Below are 15,235 nucleotides of genomic sequence, written 5' to 3'. Positions count from 1 at the left end.
GCAAAGAATAATAAATGTCTGCTTCTCGCCCCGAAATCTGGAGCGACAATAGTGACATAAGTATTAGTACTCAACTGGCAAAGGCTAGGGGAGGTCGACAAATGAATAAAATGAACAATCAGGGAGCAGACGAATTCTCATTATCCTCATCAGATGGATTCACTCGCGTCGCGCTCTTGACTAGCTACCCGCTCTACTGGCGCACGAATGACAGGGATGCAACTGACCACGCACGAGCAATCCACAAACTAATTCAATTGTTCTTAGACATACCAGGGGCGAGCTTGGGTGTATCTAGTCAGGGCACAGCTTGGAATTGGCTAGACCCTCAGGCGGCTCAGCAGTGGAATGATGAAATGAAAAGAGAGTTTGAGGCCTACGCTGTTCAGCTTCAAACTGCGCCGTCTGAAGCTAAATTTCGAGACGCTTTTAATAAGCGCCAGTGTATGTTTTTTGCGCCGCTTTATCCCCAGAACTTTTTGGCAGCCCTAAAAAAACACTTCAATGGAACACTCCGCGGGGAACAACTTTGTCTCTACATTGAGCAAATCCTAAGTTCTATCGATTGGTCTTCTTGCTCTATCTTCTGGTCACTTTCATTTGTTGAATTCACTGTCAGCCAAGATCGCTTAATCTACAACCCGATATTGGCTTTGTGGAGCAGCCACCCGATAGGCGGCTATTGGGCCCCGCCACCGTCCAATGATCTGCAATCTCAACCCGATGCCGTTCCCAATTTGTCTGTGGATGAGGCAAGCTTCTTGCTGCAAGACGTGATGTGGGGCAAGTTGGAAACAGTCTTTGCAAAGATCAGATCCTTCTGTGGCTTTGGCATAGCACAGCCAGAATTTGCAAAGGACTGCGAAGCAATATCCCCCGTTTTTTACTTTGCTCAATATGTGAATCCACCCTCCTGCCCAGAAGAGTTAGCAGCTAAGAAATCGGATAGCTTGTATCCCCTAGTCAAAACCTGTCTTGGGTCTGATGATCCCTTTGCAAAAGAAGTAAACGGGGGCGTATTAGAAGGAGACTTCTTGACACTGCGGCGTGCCCAAATTAGCAGAGATTTCTACCATCCCCGATACTTGACTTTTCCACTTCGCAAAGGAAAAATTTTCACTGAACAAGAATTAGAAAGAGATTGTTATTAGAGCTTACTTATGCACACTACACACACATGAATTACGCTTGATTTCTACTGAATATGAGCCTTTGCGATCTCGACAAGCTCGGTGGGCTGGAACTCTAGATGGGCTTAGTGATTTGATTAACAATGCTATCAGTTTCTTGCCGACTATCAGCGGTGGTCTTCTGAAAAAAGTTTACCTGGAGATGGAAAAACTCTCACTTCCATTGCGACAAGTTCAATCTTCGCTAGAGAAAGTAAGCAGCGATGTTGCTCAATTGAAGCGGCAATTCGACGGCTATCGAGATGGAACAGAAGACCTTTGGGATCGAAATTTGACGTATTCTTCTTGTCAGGATACTCATCCCAATGATTTGCGAGAAGCCCTGTTGGATGCTTACCCTTATCACTACTGGAAACAGCCCCTGCAATCTTTGAAGGAATGGGACGAACAACTGTTAGGGAGTGTTGGACGATCTGTAGAAACTGTGAATTCGATGCTACAACAAGCCGACCGAATGACGCAGGAAAGCTTGGAGGTATGGACTCGTCGCCTTGGCATCATTGCAGCACTTGCGGCTCCTGTTTTGGCACTTCCCAATTTCATTGATCTAAAGCTCGATTCAACGAGCCTTCCACAGACCTTATTTGGCAAGGTTTTTCACGAAGTGCAAGATTTGCAGACGGTGATAGGCTACCTACTAGGTCTTGCTTTAGCAGCCCTCTTTGTTGCATCGGCAGCATTTCTCGTTTCCTTGCTTTGGGGCTTGGTTTCCAAGAAGAAATCAGAACAGTTTGTTTCTGGTATTCGCACCTTTAAGGATTTGGTAGAACAGTCAGAGCGCTCTCGCGACGACTTTAGAAAGCTAGAGCAACTGGATACGGAAGCCTGTCAAATTCTCTCTTCGCTATGGACTGAGGCATATGGGTTGCAGTACCCCAGCAATCAGCGCAGCGGTGTGGACTGGCTACTGAACGCTGAAAATGCCTCTAGAAAGTGGTTGAGAATTGCGAAGCTCAGAAGCAAGCGGTCAGGAAGCCCTCTGCATTGGCTTGCGGTTAAGGGTCTAAGTATTTGGCTCTGGTGTCTGATGCAGGTGGAGCATTGCCTTGACCAGTCCGAGTCGCGGGAGATTTATGACTGGCTCCGTCAAAGCCGACGCTTCCGATATCTCGTTTATCTTTTTGACCTCATGCCAACCTGCATTCCCCTACCCCGCGCCCTTTGCATCTATCGTTACAAAGCCCATGACTTGATTTCCAGAACAACGATTTCTGATTGGGATTTTGAGCAATCCCTCATCAAAGCTGATTTTCCCCTATGTATGATTACTTCTCTGAAGAAATGGCTTCAAGACCTAGATGACGCGGGCGAGCTTGGAGCATCAATCAGCATTGATCGCTTTGTGGATTGCCTGGAGGAACGAGGGGTGCGAGCTCATCCTGATCCAGCGGTCGTTGAGAGGTGGCAAGGTTCCCTGAGCTGACGTAAAAACGATTGATGTCTGGAACTGTTGCCGAAAACGGTTTGCCTGACTCCTGACTCTTAACCCCAATCTTCTAGAAAGTTAATTAAAATCATGCCCCCCCAAGAAAAACTCCCGATTGGCACTATGAAACGGCGATCGCCCAGGTTGAAAACATCATCGAGCAAATCGAGACGGGCGATCTGGATTTAGCAGCCGTGTTTAGCCAGTTTGCGATCGCCGTTGAGCAACTGAACCAGTGCGATGCGTTTCTGGCGCAGCAGCAGGCACAGATGTCACTGCTGATCGAAACGCTGAACGACGATGAGGACGAAGATTTTTAGGTGTTTTCTAGCAAGCTGAGGCGAGTGGGGCGATCGCCCTCAACGTCTGACGTAGGACACCAGCGACACACCCAAAATCACCAGCACCACGCCTGCGATGCGAGTCGGACTGGCGGCGTAGCGGGTTAGTCCAAGTGCCCCGTAATGATCCAAAAATAGCGCGGCGATCAGTTGACCCGCGATGGTCAGCGAAAGCGCCAGCGCTGCCCCAATGCGCGGCGTGGTGAAAATCGTAGACCAGACGTAGAGCGTGCCCAAGCAGCCGCCCACCCACATCCACCAAGACGTTTGCGCCAGCGAGGTCGCCGCAGGGAGGGGGTAGCGGGCCACTAGACAAATCGCCAGCGAAGCCAGCGTCCCCGCCAGGTAGGAAATGAACGTCACCTGCATCGGCTCCCCGACATATCGACGCAGCAGCGTATTAATTGCGACTTGAACAGGCAAAATCGCGCCCCCAGCAAGGGCGGCCAGCAAAAAGACGGTGCGTCCATTCATAATTTGAAGCTCCCTGGCAATTTATCTCGATACTAAGATGCTTGACATCAAGAATATAATGAATATCTTAACATCAAGATTATTGATATCGCTATAAATATGGTGCGGGCAATCGAAGCCCGCTCCAGTCAGGGAAACTGTGCCGCTTTTCTGGCAACGGCAGCACCGCAACAGATCGACATAATTCCGGTGCAATTCTGGTGCAGTGTGGACGATATGCTAGGTTTCAGCCAATCCTGGACAAGGAAAAAGCCATGAGCATTGACCCTTCCCAAGTCCCGCCCCCTATTAATGGAGCGTTGGGCCGTTTGCCGGAGCATCCCTCGGATCACCCCGACGTTCAGGTAGACACGTCCGTTTTGAATCCTGCCCTGTTTCCAAGCCTGCGATCGCCCGTCAACACCACTCTCTATTCCGGCAGCACTCCACCCGCGCCGCCCCCGGTTAATACCTCAATCCTGGGCAACGAGGTCATTTCCTCTGTGGCAACCCCCCGCGTTTCGGTGCTGCCTGATCACGCGCTCTCCAGCGTTCCCACGCCTACTCAATCGCTGCTGAAAGATGGCGTGCTGCCCTCCATCCCGCCGCCCAAAATGCCGAATTTGGTAGGGTCACAAACCCTGAAGAAGAAGTAGGAGTTTGGTATTAGAACCCGCTCCAAAATCCAAAATCTCCAATTGGGCTTGTGTAGAGCAATCTTCCTGAAGTGCCTACTCCCACGTAGACACGGCGCGGAGCGGGTCGGGGATGGTGGTGTCGGGCGGAAACTCTAGCAGGGTTTCACGTAGACCCAGATAGCCCGACTCGGCAAAAGACAGCAACAGCCGTTGCAACGCGACCCAAACCTCTGGATCAAATTCCCAATCGCGGGCGTAGGGGGCATGGGCGGCGATCGCCTTTAGCGCCCAAAAGTAAGTATTTCGCACCTGCGACCCTGTTTTCTTGTAGGGTGGCACATCGTCGCAGTGGAGGAAGAGGAGGTCGTTTTCTAGTCGGGCACGCATGGCGGAAAATAGTTCATTTGAACCATGCTAGCGCCCTAACTGGGATGTCGCAAGCCCTATCGACAGCCAAGGCTGTCTCGCGTAGCCACGCCCGTCACCGGGTTTACGCCCTCAGCGCGATCGCACAGCTTGGAAATTTCGTAGCGGTCGAGGATGGCGTTGGTAAAGTCTGCCCCCGTCACAGTCACGTCTTCAAAGCTGGTGCGGGTCATGGTGGCATCTTCCAGAATCGCGTTGGTCAGGTCTGCGCCCACCAGAAAGACCCGATCCACCAGCGCGGCGGTCAGGTTGGCATCCCGCAGGTTTGCCCGCAGCATCACCGCTTTGGTGAGAATAGCGTTGCTCAGGTCAGAGCCTTCCAGGTTGATGTCGCGCATCTCTGCGGAGACAAACGCCTTGCCTGATAGGTCTGTGTGCGAAAAGTCCTGCCCTTTGAGGTCTGCGTTATTGTAGTTCACCGTGTCTACAGCGGCGATCGCCGGAACTGCGCTCAGCATCAACCACAGGCAGGCCAACCCCACAACCAGGAGCAACCCCAGCCCGCGTGCCACAACCGATTTCACAGGACGCTCGACCATCTCACCGAACCCAAACGCATCACAGCAGCCATTGATGACTCACTCGGCTTTACTCACGCAGCGAGGGTTACTCACGGGGCTAGCCAGCCGTGTTTGCCAGCCGTGCTTGCCAATGTAACTGCCAATGCTATCTTCTCATGGTTCCTACAAAGACTGCATCTGCCTCGCTGGAGGGCTGGCCGATGCTGGTTCGCTGAGAAGAAGCGACAGGGCTTAGTTCAAAACGTGGTCTTGTCCGCTTGCTGCTCGCTCTACCCAATCAGTGCCAATCCGAATCGTCAAATCCGACTCCAAATCGCCAATCGAGGCCGACACCACTTCGCCCACGCCGAGCGATCGCTGCACGATTGCTGCCCCTTCCAGGTCGCCCCGTTGGGCAATCACCTGGGTTTCGCCTTCCCAGACCGACCAATCTGGAATGACGTAGACGTTGTAGAACCCCTGCTCACGCAGATAGCGCACCAACCGGCGCGTTGCTCGCCCGTCGCCGCTGGCGTTTTGCACGGCAATGCGGAGGGAACTAGGATCGGCGCTGCGGGCTAGCTGCACATCAATCCCTGGCACCTGGAAATAGTCCCGCATGATGCGATCGCGCTCACGACGGTTCAAGATCCAATAGCTGGCAATCGACTCGTCGGGCCGGCTAAATCGACCGGGCAGCATCACCATCCGCAGGTCACTGCGCTCCATCGTCAGCGCAAAGTTGCCCAGCGCCAGCATTTCCTCTAGTGTTAGGTTGGTATCGACATACTCCTGCATCAGCGCGATAATTTGCGGCAATTTGGTTACGGTTGCTGGGCTTGCCAATCGATCCTTGAGCGCTCTCAAAAGCTGCTGCTGGCGCTGCACCCGTCCAATATCGCCCTGACCATCGTTGCGGTAGCGGGCAAATTGCTCGGCCTGGCTACCATTGAGCCACTGTTGTCCTTCTTCTAGGTCAATTTTTAGCTTTTGGGTTACGTCCTCGTATTCCATGCGAAAAGGAACGTAGACCTCAATGCCGCCAAGCAAATCGACCAGCGCCCGAAACGAATCTGTGCTAACGCGCACGTAGCGATCGATGGGCACGCCGTCCAGATTGTAGCTGACGGTTTGCGCGGCTAGGGCCGCGCCCCCTTCCTGGTTAGCATGATTGATTTTAGCTACGCCGTAGCCGGGAATTTCCACCCGCGTATCGCGAGGAATGGACAAAATGCTGGCGGTGTTGGTCATTGGATCGACGCGCACCAGCAGCATGACATCGCTGCGTCCGCCCAGCACCGTATCTTCGGCATCTTCAGGAGCGTCCATAAAGTGATCGACCCCCATCACCAAAATGTTGACGGGGCGGGTCACCCGATAGCCAAAACTGTTGGCCAATACCGTGCCCACGCGCTGCCGCAGGTTGCTTTGCTCATCGCGATCGCCACTCTCCGGCATCAGAATCATCAGTGCTGCGCCCAGCGTCGCGGAAATGGTCGCCGTAGAAACAAAGGCCAGAACCCACAGCAACCTGTTCAAAACGCTGCGTCCTCTGGGCGGGGCGACTGGAGCGATCGCCCGCTTTGAGGAACTAGGGGAAACCCCAGTCGCAGAGGCTCGCGGAGAAGGCGAGTGTACGGGGACTTGACCAGGTTGTTCGGGTTCAGAAAGCTCAATTTCAGACTCAGGATTGGACTGTCTCACTCGGACTCACACCTCGTAACTGCGTTGGCTGCAACTCGTATCCAAACTCTGCGCTGCTTCCGAAATGCCCCCTGTGAAATTCTTAGCAGCAGTTCTAGCCCTTCACCAGTTTATCCAAATGTGTCGTTTTGTACATGATCCCCTTGGGTCACTCGACAAGATGACCTACTCTCCCACTGGACATAACCTTATCAAACCCCAAGCGATCGCATCGTAAGCTGCGTGACGGTTTTGCAAAGCGACCTTAACCTAAAGCAACTTCAACCTATAAAGCAACTTCAACCTAGAGCAACCTCAATACTGGCTCCCGGTTTTCCAGATGAAAATCCGATAAAGTCGGCGGTTTTGGCAACGCCAGGCATGAAAAAAGTTTTGTACGATAGGGCGGAATTGGGTAAACGCAGCGGCGTAAACGTGGAGGAGCAAGCAGCATGATTCCAGTGATTCTGGCAGGCGGCAAGGGCGAACGGTTTTGGCCCCTCAGCCGCAAGGCGCGTCCCAAGCAGTTTCTCAGTCTCGACGGCAGCGGCAGAAGTTTGCTCCAGGCGACGGGCGATCGCCTCCTTGACCTTGCGGGTGGATGGGACGGGCTGTGGGTGATCACAGCGGCGCACCTGGCCGATGGCGTGCGAGAGCAGATGCCCGACCTGCCAGACGCGAACCTCTTGGTGGAAAGCGAGGGACGAGATACGGCTCCGGCGGTGGCTTGGGCGACGCTAGAAATTGCCCGCCGCTATGGAGAGGAAGCAATCGTCGGCTTTTTTCCAGCCGATCACTGGATTGGCGACCTGCCGGCCTTTCACAATACGCTGCGGGCTGCGGCAGATCTGGCGCGAGAACAGGGGGCGATCGCCACGCTGGGCATTGCGCCGAGCTTCCCCTCGACGGGCTATGGCTACATCGAGCAGGGCGACCCAGCAGGCACGTATCTCGACTGCGCTGCCTACCGGGTCAGCCGCTTTACCGAAAAGCCCGATCGCGCCACGGCGGAGGCATTTCTCGCCAGCGGCCGCTTTAGCTGGAACAGCGGCATGTTCATCTTTCAGGCGGGGGTCATGCTGGCGGAACTGGAAACCCACGCGCCTTACGTCATGCAGCCGCTCATGAAAGACGGCCCAGCAGCCTATCCCAAGCTGCCCAAGCAGAGCATCGACTATGCCGTGATGGAAAAAACCGACCGCGCCTACGTGCTGCCCGTTGCCTTTAGCTGGGACGATCTGGGCGACTGGAACGCGATTGAGCGGCTGCTAAAGGGCGACAATCCTAACGTAGAACTGGCGCGTCACGTCGGGCTAGACACCCAGGGCGCACTGTTTTATGCCACCGACGACGAAGATCTGATCGTCACCATCGGGCTAGAAGATACGGTGATCGTGCGCGACCACAAAGTGACGCTGGTGGTGAAAAAAGACCGCACCCAGGAAATCAAGCAAGTCCTCAAGGCGCTGCAAGACGATCCGCAGTACCACCATTTGCTGTAGACCCGTAGATCCGACCGCGTGGGGGCTTTACCGCTTGACCGCAGGGGCGATTCGCGAAGCGGTTCCTACGGGAATCGCCGCTGTCAGGGCTTCTTCTAGCTCGGCGCGGCCAAGCCGCTGTTCCAAAATCCGCATCACCTCGCGCCCAAAGTCGTTGGGGTTTTGCCGCCACGCTTGCAGACACACCTCACCAAAGAAGGAGCCGAGCGGTTCCGGATTCCACAGCAGCTTTTTCGCCACCCAGGGCAGGTGAATTGCTAGCGGGTCATAGCCCTTTTTCAAAATGCCGTGGTCAAAGGCGTATTGCTCTAGGTGCGTGTGGGGCTGGAGACCGATGAAGAAAATGGCGGGTTCTACCTTGTCTGCGCCAAAGATATCCTCCAGAGCGCGATGGTAGGCAATGGTTTGGCGAATCGTGTCAAAGGTTTCGTCGATTACATTGAAGGAATAGTTGACCGACACTAGGCTGTTGAAACCGGCTGCCTTCAGATCGCGGCAGTTTTGCAGCACCGTCCGCAGGTTATAGCCCATCCGCATTTTGCGGACGAGTTCCTGAGAGCCGCTGGTGATGCCGATTTCAAAATAGTTCATGCCCGTCTGCACCATTAGCTCGCAGAGGCGTGGGGTCAGGTTGTCGGCTCGAATGTAGGCAGCCCAGTGGATATCGGTCATGCCCGCATCGACGATTTTTTGCAGCAGTTCCTCCGCGTCGTCGATGAATTTGCGGGCAGGAATAAACTGCGCGTCGGTAAACCAGAAGTTGCGAACGCCGCGCCGATAAAGCTGCTGCATTTCTGCCACCACTTCATCCGCCGGGTTAATCCGCACCTGCTTGCCTTCGACGACGGTGTAGATGCAATAGCAGCAGTTGTGAGGGCAGCCGCGCTTGGTCTGCACGCCCACGTAAAAATCCTGGTCTTGCAAGTAGTAGCTAAATTCGGGCCAAATCTCAGCGATGTAGTCGTAGTTGCACGCGCCTTTTTCCAGGGGAGCGGGCTGTTCGTGAATCAGGCGATCGCGCGGTTTCGTTTCGCCCACCACATAGCACCGTTCATCCGAAAAATCCTGCCCCCGCAGCAGCTTTTCCAGCAGCAATTCGCCCTCGCCCACGGAAATGATGCTGCCCTTGGGGAGCATGTTGCCCAACTGTTCATAAAACACGCTGACGGCTCCACCGCCCACCACCAGTCGAACCTCTGGACAGTAGCGCTGCGCCCGCTTTAGCCCGCGCCTAATCAGACCTTCATTGCGCCAGAGTTCGGTAAGGTAAGACGCAGCCATGCGAAAGCCGCCGATCGCTCCCCGCAGCTTGATCAGCGGGTTTCGAGCATAGTAAAACTCAAAGGCATTTTGCAGCGGGTTGCCACCGCGTCCGCCCACCGGGGCGTAGATTTGAATATCGCGCCAGGAAAACACCAGCAGCGTTGGGCGAAACTCGTCGATGCATCGGTCGAGCGCAGGGCCAAAATCCAGAGGCGGCACGGCTCCCAAATCGAAAATGCGCTGCTGCACGTCGGGGAACACTTTGTGGACATGGTCGGACAGGTAGACCACGCCAATGGGAAAAATAGGGTTGCACGGGAGGCGCACGTATAACACCCGATCAGACGAGAGGCGATCGCGGCGGGTAAGCGGTGTCGGCGGAGACATCAAGTGCGCTGTCATGCTGATTAATCGGGTTGATCTGGAGGTTGAAAAGCGTCAATCTAAAGCGTCAATCTAAAGCGTCAATTCGTAGAGTCAGGCTGTAGAGGCAAGTGAGAGACATGGGCTGCCGCTTGATGGCGTTCAGGTAGGGGCTTTCGCCTGTAGAGTCAGGCTGTAGAGGCAGGTGAGAGACGGGTATCGAATCTGAGATACTTGTTTATATATCTTTACGATACCATCGACTTTCTTGGCGTGCATCGAAGTTTCGTATCCAGAGACATTGAAAGCCTCAAAAACGCGATAGTCTCCTTGAGGATATTTGTTTTGACCTGGGTTTTGACCTGGTTTAATTGAAGGTTTGCGGAGGACTGGCGCGACCTCACTCAATGCTCAGACGTTTAAGTGTCTGATGGGCGGCAGCTAGCCAGCCAGAATGCTGAAACAGAGTCAGAGAAAGTGTTGGTCGCGGCTGACTTTATGCGGGGATCACGTTCCCGTAAAGTTTTGTGTGCGGATCGTTGGTAGTTGAGTTTACAGCCTTTGGGATCGTGGGATGTTAGGGTTAAACCACCCACGCAATTACACGAGGCTCCTCACGGCTATGGCGCAAATTATCGATCCCGTCCCCACCGATAAGTCGGTTCACATTCTCTGCTGCTACGTGAACGCGACTAGCAAAATCCAGATCGCTCGCATCACTAACGTTCCTGGCTGGTATTTTGAGCGCGTGGTGTTTCCGGGGCAGCGACTCATTTTTGAGGCTGTACCCGACGCAATGCTAGAAATCCACTGCGGTATGATGGCTAGTGCCATTCTGTCAGACACGATCCCGTGCGATCGCCTCCTGATTGAAGACGAGCTAGACGCGACGTTTGAATCTTCGGAAGCTGGATTTAACAGTGTTCAAGTTCGCCAAGCCTTCGCGGCGGCTACGTCTGCGGAATAGCTCGGCTGAGTTCGAGCGCTCGGTTGCGGGTTTGATCTCCGAGGTTGAGAAGCAGGTTAGGAGGGAGCGCAGACGCTCCCTTTTTTTGCGTCGGTTTTTGTATTCCTGAATGACTGAACCGTTACGCGGAACCATTACACCGAACTGTTACAGCGTCAGCGATTGCGCGTCGGTTTCGATCAGCTTGGCCAAGTCTTGAAGGAACGCTGCGGCATGGGCACCGTAGATAATCCGGTGATCGGCAGTCAGGTTAACCTGCATTTGCGTCCGCACGCCGAATAGTCCTTCTGCGGTCGCCACTACCTGCGGGCGGGATGCGCCAATCGCCAGAATCGCGCCCTGGCCCGGCGGCAGGATGGCATCAAAGCGATCAACGCCAAACATTCCCAGGTTGGAGAGCGTAAACGTGCCTGTGCTGTATTCTGCGGGCTGGAGCTGCTTGGAGCGGGCGCGATCGACCAAGTCCTTCCAGGTGCGCGACAGGGTGTAGATATCCATTTGGTCAGCGGCTTGCAGAACGGGCGTAATCAGTCCGCCATCGTCCATCGCCACCGCCACCGCCACATTGATGCCGCTGTTGTACTTAATGCCCTGGTCGGTGTAGGCCGCGTAGAGTAGCGGATGCTTCTTCAGGGTCACGGCAACTGCCTTGGCCAGCAGTGCCGTCATCGTTACGCCCTTGGACTTGATCTGCTTGTAGAGTTTGTCCAGGTTGTCGGTGGTGATGGTATAGCCGACGTGGAAGGTGGGCACCTCTAGGCTGGCGACCATGTTCCGCACAACGGCATTTTGCAGCGTGGTCAGGGGCACGACCTGGCCCGGCGTGACGGGGGCCGCCGGAGCGGGGGCGGGTTTGGGAGTTGCCGGAGCCGGAGCCGGAGCAGGCGCAGTCACCGGAGCAGCGACCGCAGCCGCAGCCGGAGTCACTGCCGCAGTTGCAGGTTCAGACACTTTGCCAACGGCGGCTTCTACATCTTCGGCAACGATGCGCCCGTGGGGGCCACTGCCTTTGAGCGTGGCTAGGTCAACCTTGAGTTCTTTGGCCAGCTTGCGGGCGCGGGGCGACACGACGAGCCGCCCAGAACTGCCGTTGCTGCTGGCGATCGCCTCTTCCACGGTCGCAGCGACGGGTTCCGGTTCGGTAGTAGCAGGCGCAGGAGTCGGGGCAGCCGGAGCAGGAGCCGAAGCACTGGCTGCCTTCTGCTTCGCGGCCTCAATCTCCGCCTCGGTTTCGGCAATCAGGGCGATCGCCTCGCCCACTGGAGCCGTGCTGCCTGCGTCCACAATAATCGTTGCTAGATAACCCTCATAGAACGACTCCACATCCATGTCCGCCTTGTCGGACTCCACCACCACCACGGTTTCGCCCTTTTCAATCTTGTCGCCCGGTGCTTTTACCCAGGAAACAATCTTTCCCTCGGTCATCGTAGAACTGAGCGCAGGCATGAAAACTTCGTGGATCATGGAGCGGCTTCCCAAATCGTGAGTAATGGTGAAATGTAAGCTGGGTCATCCAGTCAAGCGTAATTGACTGTAGCTCAGACTGCCTGAAACTATCGACCCCGAAATCTTTGCAGCCAAGTCCCACTCCAAAACAATGGAGACTCAGCAGATTGAATTGTAACGCGATACGAAGCAGATTTTTGGCGAGAGGGGTTAGGGTTTGGAGATGAGAAGGGAGGAACCGATTTTGGGATTTTGGGTTTTGGATTTTGGGGAGCATCGGAGAGCTTGCTCTCAGGCTCTAACCGCCTATCACGCCTGCCTAAAGCTCTCCCCGAATTTCCTCCACAATGCCGTCCCGCAGCAGCACCTCGATCTGCATTTTGCGGATCAGGTTATCGCCCATCTCGACGCGACAGAAGCCTTCCACCAGCCCTTCGCTGACTTCTTGATCCATGTCTAAAAGCTGCACCTGCTGAAGTTGCAGCAACACCTGGTTGCGACGCTCCAGGATTTCGCTTTTGCGCTGGTTGACCTGGAGTTGGAAATTGTTCATTTGTTGGGCGATCGCCGGATCGTCAGGGCGAATAATTTGCTTTCGCATTTCCGCCATCATGCGCTGCTCTTGGGTTTCAAGCTGCTGCTTTTGTTCATCAAGCTGGTCGATTTGAAGTTGGAGCTGTTGCTGCTTTTCTTCTTTCCAGCGGGGGGTGACCACAGCTTTGACGTTCACAGCGCGTTTGAGGAGCAAGTAGGATTGGGAGGGGTCCATGAGGAAGTTGAAATCGTCCATTCAATAAAGGTTTGAAGTGTTTGTGCCACGATCTGGTGCAACACTCTGGCGATCGCCCTCACGCCGCCCCTGAACCATACAACATGCGGGAACGGCCTCAGGCAAACATCGATTCGATCATACTGCTATAGCGTTCCATCACAACGTTGCGGCGCACTTTTAGCGTCTGGGTCAGCAGCCCATTGTCCACCGTAAACGGCTCGCTGAGGATGCGGAACGGCCCAATCCGCTCATCCGGGCGGAAGCCTGGTCGATTTTGCACTGCCTGGGTCAATTCCTGACGAATCAAGTCCTGCACGGGTTTCGACTCCAGGTTGATTGTGCCGTCTGCATTTCGCACCGCCTCACCCTGAGTCGCTGCCCAGGATTCCAGCGTTTCCAGATTGGGCACCACCAGCGCCCCAATCATCCGCTGATCCTGTCCCACCAACATCACCTGGTCAATATACACGCTGCGGATGATGGCGTTTTCGATGGGCTGCGGCTCAATGTTTTCGCCATTCGTGAGAACAATCGTGTCCTTGGCGCGGCCGGTAATAATCAAGTCGCCCCACTGTGTCATCCAGCCTAGGTCGCCTGTGTCAAACCAGCCATCTGGGTCGATGGCCTTGCGGGTAGCTTCGGGGTTCTTGTAATAGCCCTGCATCACCTGGGGGCCGCGAATCAGGATCAAGCCCTGCTGTCCCTGGGGCAAATCTTGGCGAGTTTCCGGGTTGACGATGCGCGTCTCGGTGTAGGGTAGCGCCTGTCCATCGGCTCCGCGCAGATTATGCCGGACGCGGCGGACATGGGTAATAGGCGAGGTTTCCGTCAGTCCGTAGCCGCCCAAAATTGGAATACCCGCCATTTCAAAAAAGTCTTCCAGATGCTCGGCAATGGAGCCGCCGCCGCTGACGACAAACTTGATCTGACCGCCAATGCCATCGCGCACCTTTTGAAACACCAGCCGATCCGCCAGCAGGTAGATCGGAGAGGTGATTGCCACTTCGCCCATGGCCTTCAGCTTGTCCAAGGGCGAGGGGTTGAGGTTGTCTAGGTTGAGTCCTTGCAGAGTGCGGTTTGCTTTGACGTAGCGATCGCTCTGTTTGAGCAAGAAATTCACCAGCTTTTGCTTTTTCTCTGGCTGGTCGCGGAACTGTTTCTGGATGCCTTCGTAAATCGACTCCCACAGGCGCGGCACGCCCACCATAAACTGTGGACGAAACTCCTTCAGGTCTTTTTTGACAAACCGAATGTTGGTGTAGATCTGCGTGCAGCCGTGGGCAAAGATGAAGTACTCAAACGTGCGCTCGTAGCAGTGCCAGATCGGAAGAATGCTAAGGACGCGATCGCCCGGTTGCGGTTCGACCACCGTCGCCGCGCCTTCAACCTGCGACAGCAAGTTGCCATGACTCAGCATCACGCCCTTGGGCACGCCGGAGGTGCCGGAGGTATACATCAGCGTGGCCAGCGTGGCGCGGGTGCGCTGGGCGGGCGGCTGCACAGCGCGGTCTTTGCCCAGTTCCAGCACCTGCGAAAAGTTGAGAATCTCCAGCCCCGGAGCCTCCAGCGTTTCGTCCGTCAGCAGGATTACCGTTTGCAGCGGCAGGTCATCCAGCTTGGGCGAGACTTTCTTCAGCGTGGCCGCGTCTTCGGTAATCATCGCCACGGCTTCGCTGTTGTCGAGGATGAACCGCAGTTCACCTGGGTCTGCCTGGGAGCCGCGCACCGCGTCGATTGCCCCGGCGGTCATAATGCCCTGGTCGGCAATCAGCCAGCGGGGGCGGTTGTCGGAAAACAATGCGACGCGATCGCCCTCCTGAATGCCCAACGCCTGCAACCCTGCGGCAAATTGCAATATCTGCTGATATAGCTCGGCGTAGGTCAGCTTTATTTCTGGCGTGCTGTGGGGATCATGCACAGCGGTCAGATTGGCAAGCTCCGGTTGCTGGGCGCAGCGGGCAAACAGTTCAGGAACCGCTTGCATCTCGCTAAAGGGTGATTTGCGTGATGGGGCAGCAGTAGACACGGCGGCAGTCATGGGAGTTCTCTCAGCGCTAGACGGCTCAACAAAAATGCCAAAAAACGTCCAATCGGATGCTGTTCAGCGTTTTGTTTCTGGCTCTAGTTTATGCAGCATCGTGCCATGCAACACCCATCTCCCAGACACTCGCGCCAAAATGGCCAACTGTCCGCCTGCCCAATCCCTAACCACAGTCTTGCTTTCAAGTGAATCTAGTGCCGAACTTTAAGATTGGTAAGCTCACG

14 protein-coding genes are annotated in these 15,235 nt (G+C 55.0%); 6 read left to right on the top strand and 8 right to left on the bottom strand.

Annotation, left to right across the window (positions count from 1 at the left end; all coding sequences use genetic code 11):
• Window positions 1-101: 101 nt before the first annotated feature.
• The 3 genes from O77CONTIG1_RS10335 to O77CONTIG1_RS10325 all read left to right on the top strand — a co-directional run bounded on the left by O77CONTIG1_RS10335 (window position 102) and on the right by O77CONTIG1_RS10325 (window position 2,936).
• Complete coding sequence (locus O77CONTIG1_RS10335; RefSeq protein ID WP_068510332.1) at window positions 102-1,151, top strand: hypothetical protein; 1,050 nt, start codon at window positions 102-104, stop codon at window positions 1,149-1,151.
• A gap of 37 nt (window positions 1,152-1,188) precedes the next feature.
• Window positions 1,189-2,613, top strand: coding sequence for a hypothetical protein (locus tag O77CONTIG1_RS10330; protein WP_156435136.1), 1,425 nt, complete (start codon window positions 1,189-1,191; stop codon window positions 2,611-2,613).
• 137 nt (window positions 2,614-2,750) lie between these two features.
• Window positions 2,751-2,936: an exodeoxyribonuclease VII small subunit gene (locus tag O77CONTIG1_RS10325; protein ID WP_068510329.1), complete on the top strand. Its 186-nt coding sequence runs from the start codon at window positions 2,751-2,753 to the stop codon at window positions 2,934-2,936.
• Between the two features lie 39 nt (window positions 2,937-2,975).
• Here O77CONTIG1_RS10325 and O77CONTIG1_RS10320 read toward each other — a convergent pair whose 3' ends face one another.
• On the bottom strand, window positions 2,976-3,431 hold the full coding sequence (locus tag O77CONTIG1_RS10320) for a DMT family transporter (RefSeq protein WP_068510327.1): 456 nt from the start codon (window positions 3,429-3,431) through the stop codon (window positions 2,976-2,978).
• 254 nt (window positions 3,432-3,685) lie between these two features.
• On the opposite strand from O77CONTIG1_RS10320, the gene O77CONTIG1_RS10315 reads away from it, so the two are divergent.
• On the top strand, window positions 3,686-4,066 hold the full coding sequence (locus O77CONTIG1_RS10315; protein ID WP_068510325.1) for a hypothetical protein: 381 nt from the start codon (window positions 3,686-3,688) through the stop codon (window positions 4,064-4,066).
• A gap of 75 nt (window positions 4,067-4,141) precedes the next feature.
• Here the strand turns inward: O77CONTIG1_RS10315 and O77CONTIG1_RS10310 are convergent, their stop codons facing one another.
• From O77CONTIG1_RS10310 to O77CONTIG1_RS10300, 3 genes are all read right to left on the bottom strand, one after another.
• The gene (locus O77CONTIG1_RS10310; protein WP_068510324.1) at window positions 4,142-4,435 is read right to left on the bottom strand and encodes a hypothetical protein; all 294 of its coding nucleotides are present in this window, start codon (window positions 4,433-4,435) and stop codon (window positions 4,142-4,144) included.
• Between the two features lie 56 nt (window positions 4,436-4,491).
• The gene (locus tag O77CONTIG1_RS10305; RefSeq protein ID WP_172799665.1) at window positions 4,492-5,013 is read right to left on the bottom strand and encodes a pentapeptide repeat-containing protein; all 522 of its coding nucleotides are present in this window, start codon (window positions 5,011-5,013) and stop codon (window positions 4,492-4,494) included.
• 213 nt (window positions 5,014-5,226) lie between these two features.
• Complete coding sequence (locus tag O77CONTIG1_RS10300; protein WP_225894738.1) at window positions 5,227-6,513, bottom strand: LCP family protein; 1,287 nt, start codon at window positions 6,511-6,513, stop codon at window positions 5,227-5,229.
• A gap of 596 nt (window positions 6,514-7,109) precedes the next feature.
• On the opposite strand from O77CONTIG1_RS10300, the gene O77CONTIG1_RS10295 reads away from it, so the two are divergent.
• Complete coding sequence (locus O77CONTIG1_RS10295) at window positions 7,110-8,159, top strand: mannose-1-phosphate guanylyltransferase (RefSeq protein ID WP_068510323.1); 1,050 nt, start codon at window positions 7,110-7,112, stop codon at window positions 8,157-8,159.
• A gap of 27 nt (window positions 8,160-8,186) precedes the next feature.
• Here the strand turns inward: O77CONTIG1_RS10295 and O77CONTIG1_RS10290 are convergent, their stop codons facing one another.
• On the bottom strand, window positions 8,187-9,824 hold the full coding sequence (locus O77CONTIG1_RS10290) for a photosystem II high light acclimation radical SAM protein (protein ID WP_286132651.1): 1,638 nt from the start codon (window positions 9,822-9,824) through the stop codon (window positions 8,187-8,189).
• Window positions 9,825-10,407: 583 nt separating this feature from the next.
• Between O77CONTIG1_RS10290 and O77CONTIG1_RS10285 the strand changes: the two genes are divergently transcribed.
• Complete coding sequence (locus O77CONTIG1_RS10285) at window positions 10,408-10,752, top strand: DUF1830 domain-containing protein (RefSeq protein WP_068510322.1); 345 nt, start codon at window positions 10,408-10,410, stop codon at window positions 10,750-10,752.
• Between the two features lie 147 nt (window positions 10,753-10,899).
• Here O77CONTIG1_RS10285 and O77CONTIG1_RS10280 read toward each other — a convergent pair whose 3' ends face one another.
• From O77CONTIG1_RS10280 to O77CONTIG1_RS10270, 3 genes are all read right to left on the bottom strand, one after another.
• Complete coding sequence (locus O77CONTIG1_RS10280) at window positions 10,900-12,216, bottom strand: dihydrolipoamide acetyltransferase family protein (protein WP_068510321.1); 1,317 nt, start codon at window positions 12,214-12,216, stop codon at window positions 10,900-10,902.
• A 301-nt stretch (window positions 12,217-12,517) separates the two neighbouring features.
• On the bottom strand, window positions 12,518-12,967 hold the full coding sequence (locus tag O77CONTIG1_RS10275; protein ID WP_068516377.1) for a YlqD family protein: 450 nt from the start codon (window positions 12,965-12,967) through the stop codon (window positions 12,518-12,520).
• A gap of 118 nt (window positions 12,968-13,085) precedes the next feature.
• The gene (locus tag O77CONTIG1_RS10270) at window positions 13,086-15,008 is read right to left on the bottom strand and encodes an AMP-dependent synthetase/ligase (protein WP_068510319.1); all 1,923 of its coding nucleotides are present in this window, start codon (window positions 15,006-15,008) and stop codon (window positions 13,086-13,088) included.
• Window positions 15,009-15,235: the final 227 nt, after the last annotated feature.

Origin of the sequence: Leptolyngbya sp. O-77, from assembly GCF_001548395.1 — a bacterium.
GTDB lineage: Bacteria > Cyanobacteriota > Cyanobacteriia > Elainellales > Elainellaceae > Thermoleptolyngbya.
Note: the sequence above shows the minus strand (reverse complement) of the source record. Positions and strands in the feature narration are given on the sequence as shown.

Excerpts from the sequence above, each read along its gene's own strand:
- O77CONTIG1_RS10335 (WP_068510332.1), top strand. The coding sequence starts at position 102 with ATGAATAAAATGAACAATCAGGGAGCAGACGAATTCTCATTATCCTCA.
- O77CONTIG1_RS10310 (WP_068510324.1), bottom strand. The coding sequence starts at position 4,435 with ATGCGTGCCCGACTAGAAAACGACCTCCTCTTCCTCCACTGCGACGAT.
- O77CONTIG1_RS10305 (WP_172799665.1), bottom strand. The coding sequence starts at position 5,013 with ATGGTCGAGCGTCCTGTGAAATCGGTTGTGGCACGCGGGCTGGGGTTG.
- O77CONTIG1_RS10285 (WP_068510322.1), top strand. The coding sequence starts at position 10,408 with ATGGCGCAAATTATCGATCCCGTCCCCACCGATAAGTCGGTTCACATT.
- O77CONTIG1_RS10315 (WP_068510325.1), top strand. The coding sequence starts at position 3,686 with ATGAGCATTGACCCTTCCCAAGTCCCGCCCCCTATTAATGGAGCGTTG.
- O77CONTIG1_RS10320 (WP_068510327.1), bottom strand. The coding sequence starts at position 3,431 with ATGAATGGACGCACCGTCTTTTTGCTGGCCGCCCTTGCTGGGGGCGCG.
- O77CONTIG1_RS10270 (WP_068510319.1), bottom strand. The coding sequence starts at position 15,008 with ATGACTGCCGCCGTGTCTACTGCTGCCCCATCACGCAAATCACCCTTT.
- O77CONTIG1_RS10295 (WP_068510323.1), top strand. The coding sequence starts at position 7,110 with ATGATTCCAGTGATTCTGGCAGGCGGCAAGGGCGAACGGTTTTGGCCC.
- O77CONTIG1_RS10290 (WP_286132651.1), bottom strand. The coding sequence starts at position 9,824 with ATGACAGCGCACTTGATGTCTCCGCCGACACCGCTTACCCGCCGCGAT.
- O77CONTIG1_RS10275 (WP_068516377.1), bottom strand. The coding sequence starts at position 12,967 with ATGGACCCCTCCCAATCCTACTTGCTCCTCAAACGCGCTGTGAACGTC.
- O77CONTIG1_RS10280 (WP_068510321.1), bottom strand. The coding sequence starts at position 12,216 with ATGATCCACGAAGTTTTCATGCCTGCGCTCAGTTCTACGATGACCGAG.